General features: G+C 63.7%; 13 protein-coding genes. 8 read left to right on the forward strand and 5 right to left on the reverse strand.

Annotated elements, in window-relative coordinates:
• Positions 1 to 31: 31 nt before the first annotated feature.
• The 3 genes from guaA to guaB all read right to left on the reverse strand — a co-directional run bounded on the left by guaA (position 32) and on the right by guaB (position 3,643).
• Positions 32 to 1,606, reverse strand: a complete 1,575-nt coding sequence (gene guaA / locus K5607_RS03635) for a glutamine-hydrolyzing GMP synthase (protein ID WP_054773566.1) — start codon at positions 1,604 to 1,606, stop codon at positions 32 to 34.
• 7 nt (positions 1,607 to 1,613) lie between these two features.
• Positions 1,614 to 2,096 (reverse strand): Uma2 family endonuclease, encoded by a 483-nt coding sequence (locus tag K5607_RS03640; RefSeq protein WP_221048223.1) that lies wholly within the window; start codon positions 2,094 to 2,096, stop codon positions 1,614 to 1,616.
• Positions 2,097 to 2,176: 80 nt separating this feature from the next.
• Positions 2,177 to 3,643, reverse strand: a complete 1,467-nt coding sequence (guaB, locus tag K5607_RS03645; RefSeq protein ID WP_221048224.1) for an IMP dehydrogenase — start codon at positions 3,641 to 3,643, stop codon at positions 2,177 to 2,179.
• Positions 3,644 to 3,803: 160 nt separating this feature from the next.
• Between guaB and K5607_RS03650 the strand changes: the two genes are divergently transcribed.
• The gene (locus tag K5607_RS03650; RefSeq protein ID WP_054774733.1) at positions 3,804 to 4,307 is read left to right on the forward strand and encodes an Hsp20/alpha crystallin family protein; all 504 of its coding nucleotides are present in this window, start codon (positions 3,804 to 3,806) and stop codon (positions 4,305 to 4,307) included.
• Between the two features lie 91 nt (positions 4,308 to 4,398).
• Positions 4,399 to 5,064: a DUF1614 domain-containing protein gene (locus K5607_RS03655; RefSeq protein ID WP_054774734.1), complete on the forward strand. Its 666-nt coding sequence runs from the start codon at positions 4,399 to 4,401 to the stop codon at positions 5,062 to 5,064.
• Between the two features lie 31 nt (positions 5,065 to 5,095).
• On the opposite strand, the gene K5607_RS03660 is transcribed toward K5607_RS03655, so the two are convergent.
• Together K5607_RS03660 and K5607_RS03665 are read right to left on the reverse strand one after the other, a co-directional pair.
• Entirely contained in the window at positions 5,096 to 6,472 is a 1,377-nt protein-coding gene (locus K5607_RS03660) for a sigma-54-dependent transcriptional regulator (RefSeq protein WP_221048225.1), read from the reverse strand.
• 4 nt (positions 6,473 to 6,476) lie between these two features.
• Positions 6,477 to 8,261, reverse strand: coding sequence for a sensor histidine kinase (locus K5607_RS03665; protein WP_221048226.1), 1,785 nt, complete (start codon positions 8,259 to 8,261; stop codon positions 6,477 to 6,479).
• Between the two features lie 51 nt (positions 8,262 to 8,312).
• Here K5607_RS03665 and K5607_RS03670 point away from each other — a divergent pair, with 51 nt between their 5' ends.
• The 6 genes from K5607_RS03670 to K5607_RS03695 all read left to right on the forward strand — a co-directional run bounded on the left by K5607_RS03670 (position 8,313) and on the right by K5607_RS03695 (position 11,735).
• A complete protein-coding gene (locus K5607_RS03670) occupies positions 8,313 to 9,347 on the forward strand; it encodes a hypothetical protein (protein ID WP_221048228.1) in 1,035 nt (344 codons plus the stop codon).
• A gap of 13 nt (positions 9,348 to 9,360) precedes the next feature.
• Positions 9,361 to 9,837, forward strand: a complete 477-nt coding sequence (locus tag K5607_RS03675) for a type 2 periplasmic-binding domain-containing protein (RefSeq protein ID WP_246598944.1) — start codon at positions 9,361 to 9,363, stop codon at positions 9,835 to 9,837.
• Positions 9,838 to 10,056: 219 nt separating this feature from the next.
• The gene (locus K5607_RS03680; RefSeq protein ID WP_221048229.1) at positions 10,057 to 10,221 is read left to right on the forward strand and encodes a hypothetical protein; all 165 of its coding nucleotides are present in this window, start codon (positions 10,057 to 10,059) and stop codon (positions 10,219 to 10,221) included.
• Between the two features lie 4 nt (positions 10,222 to 10,225).
• Positions 10,226 to 10,609: a hypothetical protein gene (locus tag K5607_RS03685; protein ID WP_054773669.1), complete on the forward strand. Its 384-nt coding sequence runs from the start codon at positions 10,226 to 10,228 to the stop codon at positions 10,607 to 10,609.
• 3 nt (positions 10,610 to 10,612) lie between these two features.
• Complete coding sequence (locus K5607_RS03690; RefSeq protein ID WP_054773668.1) at positions 10,613 to 10,924, forward strand: c-type cytochrome; 312 nt, start codon at positions 10,613 to 10,615, stop codon at positions 10,922 to 10,924.
• Positions 10,925 to 10,985: 61 nt separating this feature from the next.
• Positions 10,986 to 11,735: a hypothetical protein gene (locus tag K5607_RS03695; RefSeq protein WP_054773667.1), complete on the forward strand. Its 750-nt coding sequence runs from the start codon at positions 10,986 to 10,988 to the stop codon at positions 11,733 to 11,735.
• Positions 11,736 to 11,845: the final 110 nt, after the last annotated feature.

Here is an 11,845-nt window from a genome sequence, read left to right on the forward strand (position 1 = left end):
ACAGTTTGACGCGGCGTGAGACTAGGCCAATTTACTCCCACTCGATCGTCGCTGGCGGCTTGCCGGAGATGTCGTAGACCACGCGGGAAATGCCTGGCACTTCGTTGATGATGCGCCGCGACATCAGATCGAGGAAGTCGTAGGGCAGGTGGGCCCAGCGGGCGGTCATGAAGTCGATGGTTTCCACGGCGCGCAGGGCCACGACGTAGTCGTAGCGACGGCCGTCGCCCATGACGCCGACGGACTTCACCGGCAGGAACACGGCAAAGGCCTGGCTGGTCTTGTCGTACAGGTCGTGGCGGTACAACTCTTCGATGAAGATGGCGTCGGCGCGGCGCAGCAGGTCCGCGTATTCCTTCTTCACTTCGCCGAGGATGCGCACGCCCAGGCCGGGGCCGGGGAAGGGGTGGCGGTAGACCATTTCGTAGGGCAGGCCCAGTTCCAGTCCGATTTTGCGCACTTCGTCCTTGAACAGTTCGCGCAGGGGTTCCACCAGCTTGAGCTTCATGTCTTCCGGCAGGCCGCCGACGTTGTGGTGGGACTTGATGACGTGGGCCTTGCCGGTCTTGCTGCCGGCCGATTCGATCACGTCCGGGTAGATGGTGCCCTGCGCCAGCCAGCGGGCGTCGGTGAGCTTGGCGGATTCCTCGTCGAAGATTTCCACGAACAGCCGGCCGATGATCTTGCGCTTGGCTTCCGGGTCTTCCACGCCTTTGAGGGCTTCCAAATAGCGGGCTTCGGCGTTGACGCGGATAACTTTCACGCCCAGGTGGTCGGCGAAAATCTTCATCACCTGGTCGCCTTCGTTCAGCCGCAGCAGGCCGGTGTCGACGAACACGCAGGTAAGCTGCGGACCGATGGCCTTGTGCAGCAGCGCCGCCACTACGGAGGAGTCCACGCCGCCGGACAGGCCCAGGATCACCTGATCCGTGCCCACCTTGGCGCGGACGGAAGCAATGCTGTCGTCGATGATGTTTTGCGCCGTCCATAGCGCTTGGCAGCCGCAGATTTCCAGCACGAAGCGTTGCAGGATGCGCTGGCCCTGGCGGGTGTGGGTGACTTCCGGGTGGAATTGCACGCCGTAGTAGTGGCGGGTTTCGTCCGCGATGCCGCAAATGGGCGCGCCGTCGCTGCTGGCGATGAGCTTGAAGCCTTCCGGCAGCTGCGTGACGCGGTCGCCGTGGCTCATCCACACGTCCAGCAGGCCGTGGCCTTCCGGGCTGGTGTGGTCTTCGATGTCTTTCAGCAGCGCCGAATGGCCGCGTGCCCGAGCTTGCGCATAGCCGAATTCGCGGTGGTGGCCGGCTTCCACCGTGCCGCCCAGTTGCACGGTCATGGTTTGCAGGCCGTAGCAGATGCCGAACACCGGCACCCGCAAATCGAACACCGCTTGCGGGGTGCGGGGCGAGTTGTCTTCCGTCACCGATTCCGGGCCGCCGGAGAGGATGATGCCTTGCGGCGCGAAGCTTTTGACGAAGTCCTCGCCGCAGTCCCAGGGGTGGATTTCGCAGTAAACGCCGATTTCGCGTACGCGGCGGGCGATGAGCTGGGTGTACTGGGAGCCGAAGTCGAGGATGAGGATTTTGTGGGCGTGGATGTCGGTCATGGAATTCTTAAATTTGCGTGGGGGCGTCGGGGATCAGGCGGCTGTGTTCCAGCGGCGTATTGCCGGGGGCGAAGAAGGCGACTTTGCCGCCGGTATCGACGATCCAAACCTCCTGCGCGCCTACTTCGAAATACAAAGGCATTTTGCTGTGCATTTCTTGCCAAGTGTTGGAAGGGGACATGACTTCTACGCAGACTTCCGGGGCTTCTGCAACATAGCCCAAGCCACCTTCGTGGCGGGATACATAAGCCGCGCTGGCTAAGTAAACATCGGGAGCTTTGACTCCGTCGGAAGTGATAACGCCGAGTTCCGAGCCGCTTTCCCATTGCGGCGCGATGGCGGCGATGCGGCGGATCAAATGGCCGACGTAGCGACTATGTCCGAAATTGACCGGCGTCATGATGATCTGTCCTTGTGCGTTGGTTTCCCAAGGAAACGGCAGGTTCAACTGCTCCACCAGGCGCAAGGTATCGGCAAGCTGGGTGGTCATGGCGGCTCTCCTGGTTTGTTGCGTTGCTGAGCGGGGGCTCGCTGCGCTTCCTTGCGCGGCCAGTTCCAATGAAAAGGCGATCAATCCAAGCGGTAGTTGGGCGCTTCCTTGGTGATCGCCACGTCGTGCACGTGGCTTTCGCGGATGCCGGCGCTGGTGATGCGCACGAAGCGGGCTTTGGTGCGCATTTCGTCGATGGTGGCGCAGCCGGTATAGCCCATGGCGGCGCGGATGCCGCCCACCAGTTGGTGGACGATGGCCACCAGGGTGCCTTTGTAGGGCACGCGGCCTTCGATGCCTTCCGGCACCAGCTTTTCCGCCAGGTCGGTTTCTTCCTGGAAGTAGCGGTCGGAGGAGCCGTGCTGCTGGGCCATGGCGCCCAGGGATCCCATGCCGCGGTAGGACTTGTAGGAGCGGCCCTGGTACAGCTCCACTTCGCCGGGCGCTTCCTCGGTGCCGGCGAACAGGCCGCCAAGCATGATGCAGTGGGCGCCGGCGGCCAAAGCCTTGGCGATGTCGCCGGAATAGCGGATGCCGCCGTCGGCGATGACCGGGATGCCGGTGTCTTTCAGCGCGTCGGCCACGTTGGACACGGCGGTGATCTGCGGCACGCCCACGCCGGCGACGATGCGGGTGGTGCAGATGGAGCCGGGGCCGATGCCCACTTTCACCGCGTCGGCGCCGGCCGCGGCCAAGGCGCGCGCCGCGTCGGCGGTGGCGATGTTGCCGCCGATCACTTGCAGGTGCGGGAAGTGCTTTTTCACCCAGCGCACCCGCTCCAGCACGCCTTCGGAATGGCCGTGGGCGGTGTCCACCACCACCACGTCCACGCCGGCGGCTACCAAGGCCGCCACGCGCTCGTCGGTGCCGGCGCCGGTGCCGACGGCCGCGCCGACCCGCAGGCGTTCCTGCTCGTCCTTGCAGGCGTTGGGGTAGTCCTTGGATTTTTGGATGTCCTTGACGGTGATCATGCCGCGCAACTGGAACTGCTTATTCACCACCAGCACTTTTTCGATGCGGTGCTTGTGCAGGAGGTGAATGACTTCTTCCTTGCCGGCGCCTTCCTGAACCGTGATCAGGCGCTCTTTGGGGGTCATCACTTGCGACACCGGCGCGTCGAAACGGGTTTCGAAGCGCAGGTCGCGGCTGGTGACGATCCCCACCAGTTCGTCGCCGTCCACCACCGGCACGCCAGAGATGTTTTTCGCGCGGGTCAGCGCCAGCACTTCGCGGATGCTGATATGGGGCGATACGGTGATGGGCTCCTTGATGACGCCGCTTTCGTATTTCTTGACCCGGCTCACTTCGGCGGCCTGTTGTTCGGCCGTCATGTTCTTGTGCATGATGCCGATGCCGCCTTCCTGGGCCAGGGTGATGGCCAGCCGGGCTTCGGTGACGGTGTCCATAGCGGCGGACACCAAGGGAATGTGCAGATCGATGGTGCGCGTCAGCCGCGTTTTCAGGCTGACGTCGCGCGGCAGCACTGAAGAATGGGCCGGTATCAACAGCACATCGTCAAAGGTAAGGGCTTCTTGTTCGATACGCATTTAGAGCTACCCCAGCCGTCGGTAAAAATGGGGATAGTATACCTTGTCGGGAGGGGGTTCGGCTAAGCCCGCCGTCGGGGCGGGGAGGGTCGGGCGGCGCAAGATCGCGGCGAGAGACTAAACTGCAACTGTTGTCAATCGAGAAACAAGGAGCATTCCCATGGCAAAGAAAGAAGCCCAAGCACCCGCCGGCAAAGCATTGCAGCCGCAGCGTCCCGTCGCTCTGAGCCCTTTCGACGAGATGGATCGCTGGTTCGACGAGGCTTTTTCTCGGGGTTGGTTGTCGCCGATGTTGCGCCGCCACTGGCCGGCTTGGCCGGAACTGGAATCTCCCTTTGGCGGGCGCGTGCCCAAGGTCGACGTGATCGACCGGCCGCAGGAGGTGGTGGTGCGGGCCGAGCTGCCCGGCGTTGCGAAGGACGATCTGGACGTTTCCCTCAGCGACCGCACGCTGACCATCCGTGCCGCCGTCCAGCAGGAGAAGAAGCAGGACGACGAGCACTACCATCGCCGCGAGCTTAGCCGGGGCGAGTTTATGCGCGCTATCGCGCTGCCCGGCGACATGGACGGCGACAAGGTCAAGAGCAGTTTCAAGGACGGCGTGCTGGAACTGGTCCTGCCCAAGGTCGAGGGCGCTAAGCGCAAGTCCATCAAAGTGGGCTAGCGAGCCCCGGCGGCTATGCGTCGGCGCTCTTCCGTTTTCCCGGCGCGGCGGTTTGCAGCCGCCGCGCTTTCTTGCCCAAAGGGGGCCGTCCATGCGCGGTAGTTTTTCGCCTTTTCACCTGTTTTTGCTGGGATTCCTCATCCTCGGCCTGATCGTCAGCCTGCAATTCGGTCTGATGACGTTGAGTTTCGAGAAGCTGGGGTTGTCGTCCGATTCCGCCACCTTGCTGTTGTTCACCTCGTTGCTGGGGAGCCTGCTCAACCTGCCGCTGATGAGCATGGAGAGCGAGGCGCCGGCACAGCCGTTGGAGCCTTTCCAGTTCGGCTTGCTGCGCGGCGCGCCCGAGCCTTTCACCGGCCGCACGGTCATCGCTGTGAACGTGGGGGGCTGTCTGGTTCCGCTGTTTTTCTGCGCGTATTTGCTGCGCCATCACTCGCTCGATCCGATGGCCGTGGCGCTGGGCGTCGCCGCCGTGAGCGCGGTCAGCTATGCCTTCAGCCGGCCGATTCCCGGCTTGGGCATCGGCATGCCGATCTTCATCGCGCCGGTTACCGCCGCGCTGGTATCGCTGATGCTGGACGGCGAGTTACGCGCGCCCCTGGCCTACATCAGCGGTTCCTTGGGCGTGTTGCTGGGCGCCGACGTGTTGCGCTTGAAGGACATTCGCGCCATGGGCGTTCCCGTGGCCGCCATCGGCGGCGCCGGCACGTTCGACGGCATTTTTATGACCGGCATCGTGGCGGTGCTGCTGAGCTGATGGAAAAACGCCGGCAAGGCGTTGCGCGTCTTCAGCTCAAGCCGTATTTCTTCAGTTTGTACCACAGGGTGCGTTCGCTGATTTCCAGCAAGCGTGCCGCGCGGGTCTTGTTGCCGCCGGTTTGTTCCAGCGCACGGCCGATGAATTCCCGCTCCAGGGCTTCCACCGCCGGGTCCAGCGCCAAGCCGGCCGGGTCGGCCGGCGCGGGCGCGGCGTTGCCGCCGGCGGCATAGGGCGCGTGCTCGGCGATTTCCAGCGGCAGGTGGCGCACGTCCACGTGCTCGCCGCCGCTGAGCACCACGGCGCGCTCCATGACGTTCTCCAGTTCCCGCACGTTGCCGGGCCAGGGATAGCGCTGCAGGCAGGCGAGGGCGGCCGGGGCGATGTCGGGCACCGGATAGCCCAGTTTGGCGCTGTGCTTGTCGAGGAAATGGCCGGCCAGGCTGGGGATGTCCTCCAACCGCTGGCGCAAGGGCGGCAATTCCACGGTGAATACCTGGATGCGGTAGTACAAATCCTCCCGCAGTTTGCCGTCGGCAATGGCTTCCCTGGGATTGCGGTTGGTGGCGGCGATGACGCGCACGTCGACCTCCATGGGCCGATTGCTGCCCAGCCGCTCCACCACGCCCTCCTGCAGCACCCGCAATAGCTTGGCCTGCAAGGGCATGGGCATTTCGGTGATTTCGTCGAGAAAGATCGTGCCGCCGCCGGCCAACTCGAATTTGCCCATGCGATCCTTGACGGCGCCGGTGAAGGCGCCCTTGGTGTGGCCGAACAGCTCGCTTTCCAGGATGTCGGCCGGGATGGCGGCGCAGTTGATCGGCACGAACAGGGCGTCCTTGCGCGGCGAGGCCTGGTGGATGGCGCGGGCGGCCAGTTCCTTGCCGGTGCCGGTTTCCCCTACCAGCAACACGTTGGTTTTGCCGCGCGCCACTTGGCCGATGTGTTCGTAGACCTGGCGCATGGCGGCGCTTTGGCCGACGAATTCCCCCCACCCCTTGGACACCTCGCTCTTGAGGAAGCGGTTTTCCCGCTGCACCCGGCCCAGTTCCAAGGCGCGGGTGATGGACAGCTCCACCTGCTCCACGTCGAAGGGGCGGATGATGTAGTCGCAGGCGCCGTGCTTCATGGCCTCCACCGCCGACTCCACCGTGCCGTAGGCGGTGATCATGATGAAGGGCAGGTCGCTGTCCTGGCCGCGCAGGGCTTCCAGCAGTTGCAGTCCGTTCATCTGCGGCATTTGCAGGTCGCTCACCACCAAGTCCACGGCGTGGGCTTCGATTTGTTCCAGGGCCTCCAGACCGTTGCCGGCCAACAGCGGACGGTGGCCCATTTGCTTGAGCATGATTTCCAGCACGCGCTGCATTTTCGGTTCGTCGTCGACGATGAGTACGGTTTTGTCGGGCATGGTGTCAGGATGGCTGGTTGGACGTTGGAACGGGATCGCGCGGCAGGAGCACCAGGAATAGCGCCCCGCCCAAGGCGGAGCGGTCCACTTGGATGCGGCCTTGGTGGGCGGCGACGATTTGTTGCACCACCGCCAAGCCCAGGCCGATACCGCCTTCGCGGCGAGTGTAGAACGGGTCGAATATTTGCGCGCGGCTTTCTTCCGGGATGCCGGGGCCGCTGTCGTTCACCGCCATGGCCAGGCCGCCGCCCTCGTCGCGGCAGTCGATTTGCACCGTGCCGCCGTCCGGCGTGTGCTGGATGGCGTTGAGCACCAGGTTGAGCAGCACCTGCACCATTTGCTCGTCGTCGCAAGCCAGGAAAGGATCTGCGGCGTGGAGTCGGGTGTCCAGGCGGATGCGTTTTTTTTGCGCCTGGTGGCCGAGCAGGCCGGCGACCCGCTGGACGATGGCGTGCAGGTCGTGGCGGCGGAATTGCGGCGCGCGGGGGCGGGCCGCGTCCAGCAGGGTGGATACCAGCTTGTTGAGGCGATCCGACTCGTCGACGATGAAGTCCAGCATTTCGCGGCCTTCGCCGCTGAGATTGGGTTCGCGCTTGAGCATCTGCGCCGAGGAGCGCAGGATGCCGAGCGGCGTGCGCACCTCGTGGGCCATGATCGCCGCCAGTTCGCCCACGGTCGCCAATTTGGCGGCGCGCACCAGGTTTTGGCGGGAATGCTCCAGGTCGCCGATCATCTGCACGAAGGCGCCGGTCAGTTCGCCCACCTCGCCGCGCTGGGCGCTGGGGACGTCCGCCGTGCTCTGGGAGCGCATGAAGCGGCGGGTGAATTGAGTCAGCTGCACGATGGGCTGGGCGATGCGCCCCGCCACCAGATGGGCCAGCACCACGGCGACCACCGCGGTCACGGCCAGCAGGACGAAGAAGGCCAGCCGCATGCGTTCCACCGGCAGGAAGGCGCTGGACAACGGCTGCGCCAACACCAGCGACCAGCCCAGGCCCGGCGCGCCTCGATAGCCGCTGGAGCGGGCCTGCTCCACCAGCACCGGCCCGGCTCCCAACAGGTTGTCGCCATCCTCGCTGACGCCGCCGCTCCGTTGCGTCGCCGACAGCCATTCGGGCGGCAGGCGCCGCCCCGGCATGCCCCGTTCGCGCAAGGCGGCCGACGCCGCCAATACCTGGCCTTGATCGTCCAGCAGCAAGGCCAGGCGCTCGCCGTCGTCCGCCAGGCGATCCAACAGGCGCTGTAAATCCGCCCAGTCGTAACGCACGTACAAATTGCCCAGATCGCCTTGGCCGAAGGCGTTGTGGATGGGGGCGCGGATCGGCAGCGCCGCCCCCTGTCCCTGTTGCCGCTCGGCCTCCTGCAGGAACACGTCGCCGTCCGGCAGCGTGATTTTGAGGGTGTCCGCGCTGGGCTCGACCATGGTGCCCACCTGGGCCGGATCGGTGGACGCCACCACCGTGCCGTCGGCCAGGGCGGCGTAGAGGCTTTCGAAAATGCCGTAGTGCAGTCGCATGTCGGTCAGGAAGCGCGACAGGCGCTTGTCCAGATCCCGCACCCGGATATCCTGCATAATCTCCACGTGGCTCCAGGTGTGGATGCTGGATAATCGCTCGAACATGAGGCGGTCGATGAGCTCCATGGAGGCCACCGCCTGGCCGGCAAGACTGTCGGCGATCTCTTCCTTGAGCACCTGGCGCGCCTGGAAAAACGCCAGCGCCGTCAGCACCGAGGCGCTAGCCAGGGTCAGGGCGAGAAAGGCGATGGACAGGGTGCTGCGGATGGTCATGGCGGGCGGCGGAATTGTATGGCGGGGAGATGCGCTTGTGGGGACGGCAACATGGTAAAGGGGCGAGTCGGTTTTTGCGCCGGGATTTTATGCGGCTTGGCGTTGACGGCGTCAGCGGCCGACGTGCCGGAGTTCGGCGGTTACCGCTTGGGACGAGGCTATCGGATCGCCGACACCGATCTGACCCTGGGCGGTTACGCCAACCTGGACGTGATGGCGCCCCACAGCGGCGGCAGCCATGCCGAGCTGAGCGACCTTAGCCTGTTCATCACCTGGCAGGCCAGCGAGCACTGGCGCTTGTTCTCCGAAGTGGAGGTAGAGGACGGCCTGACGATTCGCGAAGGCCACGGTGTCGATGCCGGTCCGGCGGCGATCCGCCTGGAGCGCTTGTACAGCGACTTCAGCTTCAACGAATCGGCCAATGTGCGCGTGGGCAAATTCCTGACGCCCATCGGCCGCTGGAATCTTATACACGCCGATCCCCTGGTGTGGACCACGTCGCGGCCCGTCGTCACCCAGGTGCCGTTTTCCCAGCGCTCCGCCGGCGCCATGGTGTTCGGCGATATTCCCTTGCTGGGCCGGAACTTGGAGTACCAGGCCTATGCGTCGGTGCTGCCCGACCCGGCGCGCCATCCCGACGACGGCGAATTCGGCAACGCCTACGGCATGCACACGACCTACGGCGAGCCGGGGCGCGCCCAAATAGGTTTTTCCTACGCCAGCTTCCGCAGCAGTCCGGCCTCCAGCGCCGCGCAGAACCTGTTCGGCGTGGACGGTTTTTGGACCCATGGCCGCTACGAGCTCAGCGGCGAATTCGTCTACCGCCGCTCTTCCGGAGTGGTGCAGCAAGACGCTTGGGGGCTTTACGCCCAGGGCGTAGCCCCCTTGTCCGAGCGCTTGTATGCGGTAGGACGCTACGAGGTGTACAAAGGCGTCAATGCCTCCCTGCCGGCGCAATTGTGGATCGGCGGATTGGCCTACAAGCCGGTGACCCCGTTGGTGTTCAAGCTGGAATACGGCGCCGGCACGCATACCACCGCCGAGACGCCCGTGGGACTCGCCGCTTCCGTTTCGGTGCTGTTCTGACATGGGGCGTCGGATGATACGGTTGGCCCTGTCGTGGCTACTGTTGTGGCTGCCCTGCGCCCTTCCTGCGGCGGCGGAAAAAAACGCCGAATTGGCCGTGGTGGTGTCCAGTCGCGATGCCCCGCGCACGCTGGATTTGGAGCTGCTGGCCCGCATTTACCGCCGCAAGACGCTGTATTGGCCGGACGGACGCAAAATCGAACCGGTCAACCTGCCTGCCTCCGAGCCGCTGCGGCAGTTGTTCTCCCGGCGCGTGTTGAAAATGGAGCCGGAAGAATTGGAAGCCTACTGGAACCAGCAGTATTTTCAGGGCGTGTTCCCTCCCTTCATGCTGCCTTCGGAAGAAGCGGTCATCCGCTTCGTGGCGGATACCCCGGGCGCGGTGGGTTACGTTTCCGCCTGCGCCATCGATGCCCGCGTCACCGTGCTGGTGTACCTGCGCGGCGACGAGGCGTCTCCTCACGCCGCCAACCGGGCTTGTCCCCACTGAACCTCCTGCAAAAAAAGTAGCAACCCCGCAATTTTCGTAGACAGCACGTCCCCCTGGCGGCGGTTGCTGCGCCCGTCGTCCGCCTGCGTTAACCGGCGGGTTTGTTTCGATATATCAAACGCTTAGATCGCCTTGTTGGGCGAGGCGGCGGCGTTTGGCATGCGCCCTGCAATGACGAGCCAAAGCCATTGGCGAGTTCAACGCGAGGAGCGACGCAGCATGACCATCCTGGAGGCGATACTCATCGCCGTAATGTCGAGCACCGTGGCGGGGGTGATCGCCTTCTGCCGCATTCAGCATCGCCGTTGCCGCCGGGCGAGCCTTGCCGCGTACGACGCCTGGCCATCGCCGCGCAGCCCAAGCGCGCCGCCGGCGAGGCTATAGCGCCATGTACGTCTATCGCATCATGGGCGCGCTCGGCGCCGCCGCGCCGGAACGGGTGGTGCTCTACGCCGAGGCGTTGGCGCTGGAGTCGAACGGCCGTTGCGCCATCGTCCGGGACACGCAGGCCAAGCAAACCAAATACCTGTTCATGGGCGAGGAAAGCTGCACCTCCTGTGGACGGTGCGCGAAACCGCCTTTGCTGGTGGACATCATTCGGGTGCCGGATCGAGGCACCGAGGTGGTCATCAAAAGCCGCCGATTAAGCGCCGACAGCGGGGCGCAAGCCTATTGCCGCAGCCACGGCGTGACGACGTCCGCGCTAATTACCCCCCGCGCCGATTTCCGCGATGTCGCGGAATCCGCCCGGCACGCCATCAACGGAGCGTAAGCGATGAAAATTTTCTGTGCGATCGGGCTTCTCGCCCTTGGCGTTTTTCATAATTCTGCGGCAACGGCCAGCGAGGAGCTGGCGCGGGCGAAAGCGTGCCTCGGTTGCCATGCCGTCGAGCAAAAGCGCATGGGGCCGGCCTATAAGCAGGTGGCTGAAAAATATGCGGGTCAGCCCGACGCGGAGGATCGTCTGGTGGAGAAAGTCATGCACGGCGGTTCGGGGGTGTGGGGATCGATGTCCATGCCCCCCAATTCCCAGGTGACGGCGGACGAGGCCCGAGCCTTGGTGCGCTGGATTTTGAGCCTCAAATAATCGCGGCTTTCCCAGCGGCTGCGCCGGCCTGCGGACCGCTCGGAACCCACCGGAACGATCGATGAATTCCAATCCTAGCTACCGTCGTTTTGCCGACTTGTCGGTGAGCGAAATTTTGCTGAATAGCGTTTTCCTTTGCGCTATCGGCTGCGGCTATGTATTCGCGCTGGCGAATTTGTATTACACCCATCAGGGGCGCGACGGAAAACCGGGATTGAGTATGGACGATATTGTTATCGCCTATCACGGAGCGGACGATAAAACGCGGCTCGAGTCCGCCCTCAACGGCATTATGGAGCCGAATTTGCGTTACAAAAGCGATAAGGATGTCATCGTGAAATGGATACATGCCGGCGCCGACGAGTCGGGCTATCGCAACGAAGTGGCGCCGATACTGGCGCGGGACTGCCAACGTTGCCATTCCCCCGATATAAACCCCGGCTTGCCGGACTTGACCTCGTATCAAGGGGTTTTGGCCGTGGCTAAGTCCGGCGGCGCATCGCTGCCGGCCTTGATAAGGGTTTCCCATATTCATTTGTTCGGCATCGCATTCATTTTGTATTTCATCGGAAAAATATTCGTGCTGAGCGAAATCAACGTGTTCGCCAAGCGCGCTTTGGTCGTGATTCCGTTTCTTGCCATGTTTATCGACGTGTTTTCGTGGTTTGTGACCAAACAGGTGTCTTGGTTTTCCCACGTTGTGGTACTCGCCGGCGTATTGATGGGGATGTCCATGGGGGCGCAAATCATCATCAGCCTTTACCAGATGTGGTTCCACCGGTCGCAGCCGCCGTTCAGCGGCGCCATGTAACGGCGGGTTGATAATCGGTCCGGTTTTCGACGGCGTTTATTGCGGTAGATAAACCGCCGTTGCCGGTTGGTTTTTCGACGATTGTTTTGATTGTTTTTTTCAATAGTAAA

This window comes from Methylogaea oryzae (assembly GCF_019669985.1).
GTDB classification, from domain to species: domain Bacteria; phylum Pseudomonadota; class Gammaproteobacteria; order Methylococcales; family Methylococcaceae; genus Methylogaea; species Methylogaea oryzae.

Coding starts and splice junctions, on each gene's coding strand:
- guaB (WP_221048224.1), bottom strand. CDS start 3,643: ATGCGTATCGAACAAGAAGCCCTTACCTTTGACGATGTGCTGTTGATA.
- K5607_RS03670 (WP_221048228.1), top strand. CDS start 8,313: ATGGTAAAGGGGCGAGTCGGTTTTTGCGCCGGGATTTTATGCGGCTTG.
- K5607_RS03690 (WP_054773668.1), top strand. CDS start 10,613: ATGAAAATTTTCTGTGCGATCGGGCTTCTCGCCCTTGGCGTTTTTCAT.
- K5607_RS03650 (WP_054774733.1), top strand. CDS start 3,804: ATGGCAAAGAAAGAAGCCCAAGCACCCGCCGGCAAAGCATTGCAGCCG.
- K5607_RS03685 (WP_054773669.1), top strand. CDS start 10,226: ATGTACGTCTATCGCATCATGGGCGCGCTCGGCGCCGCCGCGCCGGAA.
- K5607_RS03655 (WP_054774734.1), top strand. CDS start 4,399: ATGCGCGGTAGTTTTTCGCCTTTTCACCTGTTTTTGCTGGGATTCCTC.
- K5607_RS03640 (WP_221048223.1), bottom strand. CDS start 2,096: ATGACCACCCAGCTTGCCGATACCTTGCGCCTGGTGGAGCAGTTGAAC.
- guaA (WP_054773566.1), bottom strand. CDS start 1,606: ATGACCGACATCCACGCCCACAAAATCCTCATCCTCGACTTCGGCTCC.
- K5607_RS03665 (WP_221048226.1), bottom strand. CDS start 8,261: ATGACCATCCGCAGCACCCTGTCCATCGCCTTTCTCGCCCTGACCCTG.
- K5607_RS03680 (WP_221048229.1), top strand. CDS start 10,057: ATGACCATCCTGGAGGCGATACTCATCGCCGTAATGTCGAGCACCGTG.
- K5607_RS03695 (WP_054773667.1), top strand. CDS start 10,986: ATGAATTCCAATCCTAGCTACCGTCGTTTTGCCGACTTGTCGGTGAGC.
- K5607_RS03660 (WP_221048225.1), bottom strand. CDS start 6,472: ATGCCCGACAAAACCGTACTCATCGTCGACGACGAACCGAAAATGCAG.
- K5607_RS03675 (WP_246598944.1), top strand. CDS start 9,361: ATGATACGGTTGGCCCTGTCGTGGCTACTGTTGTGGCTGCCCTGCGCC.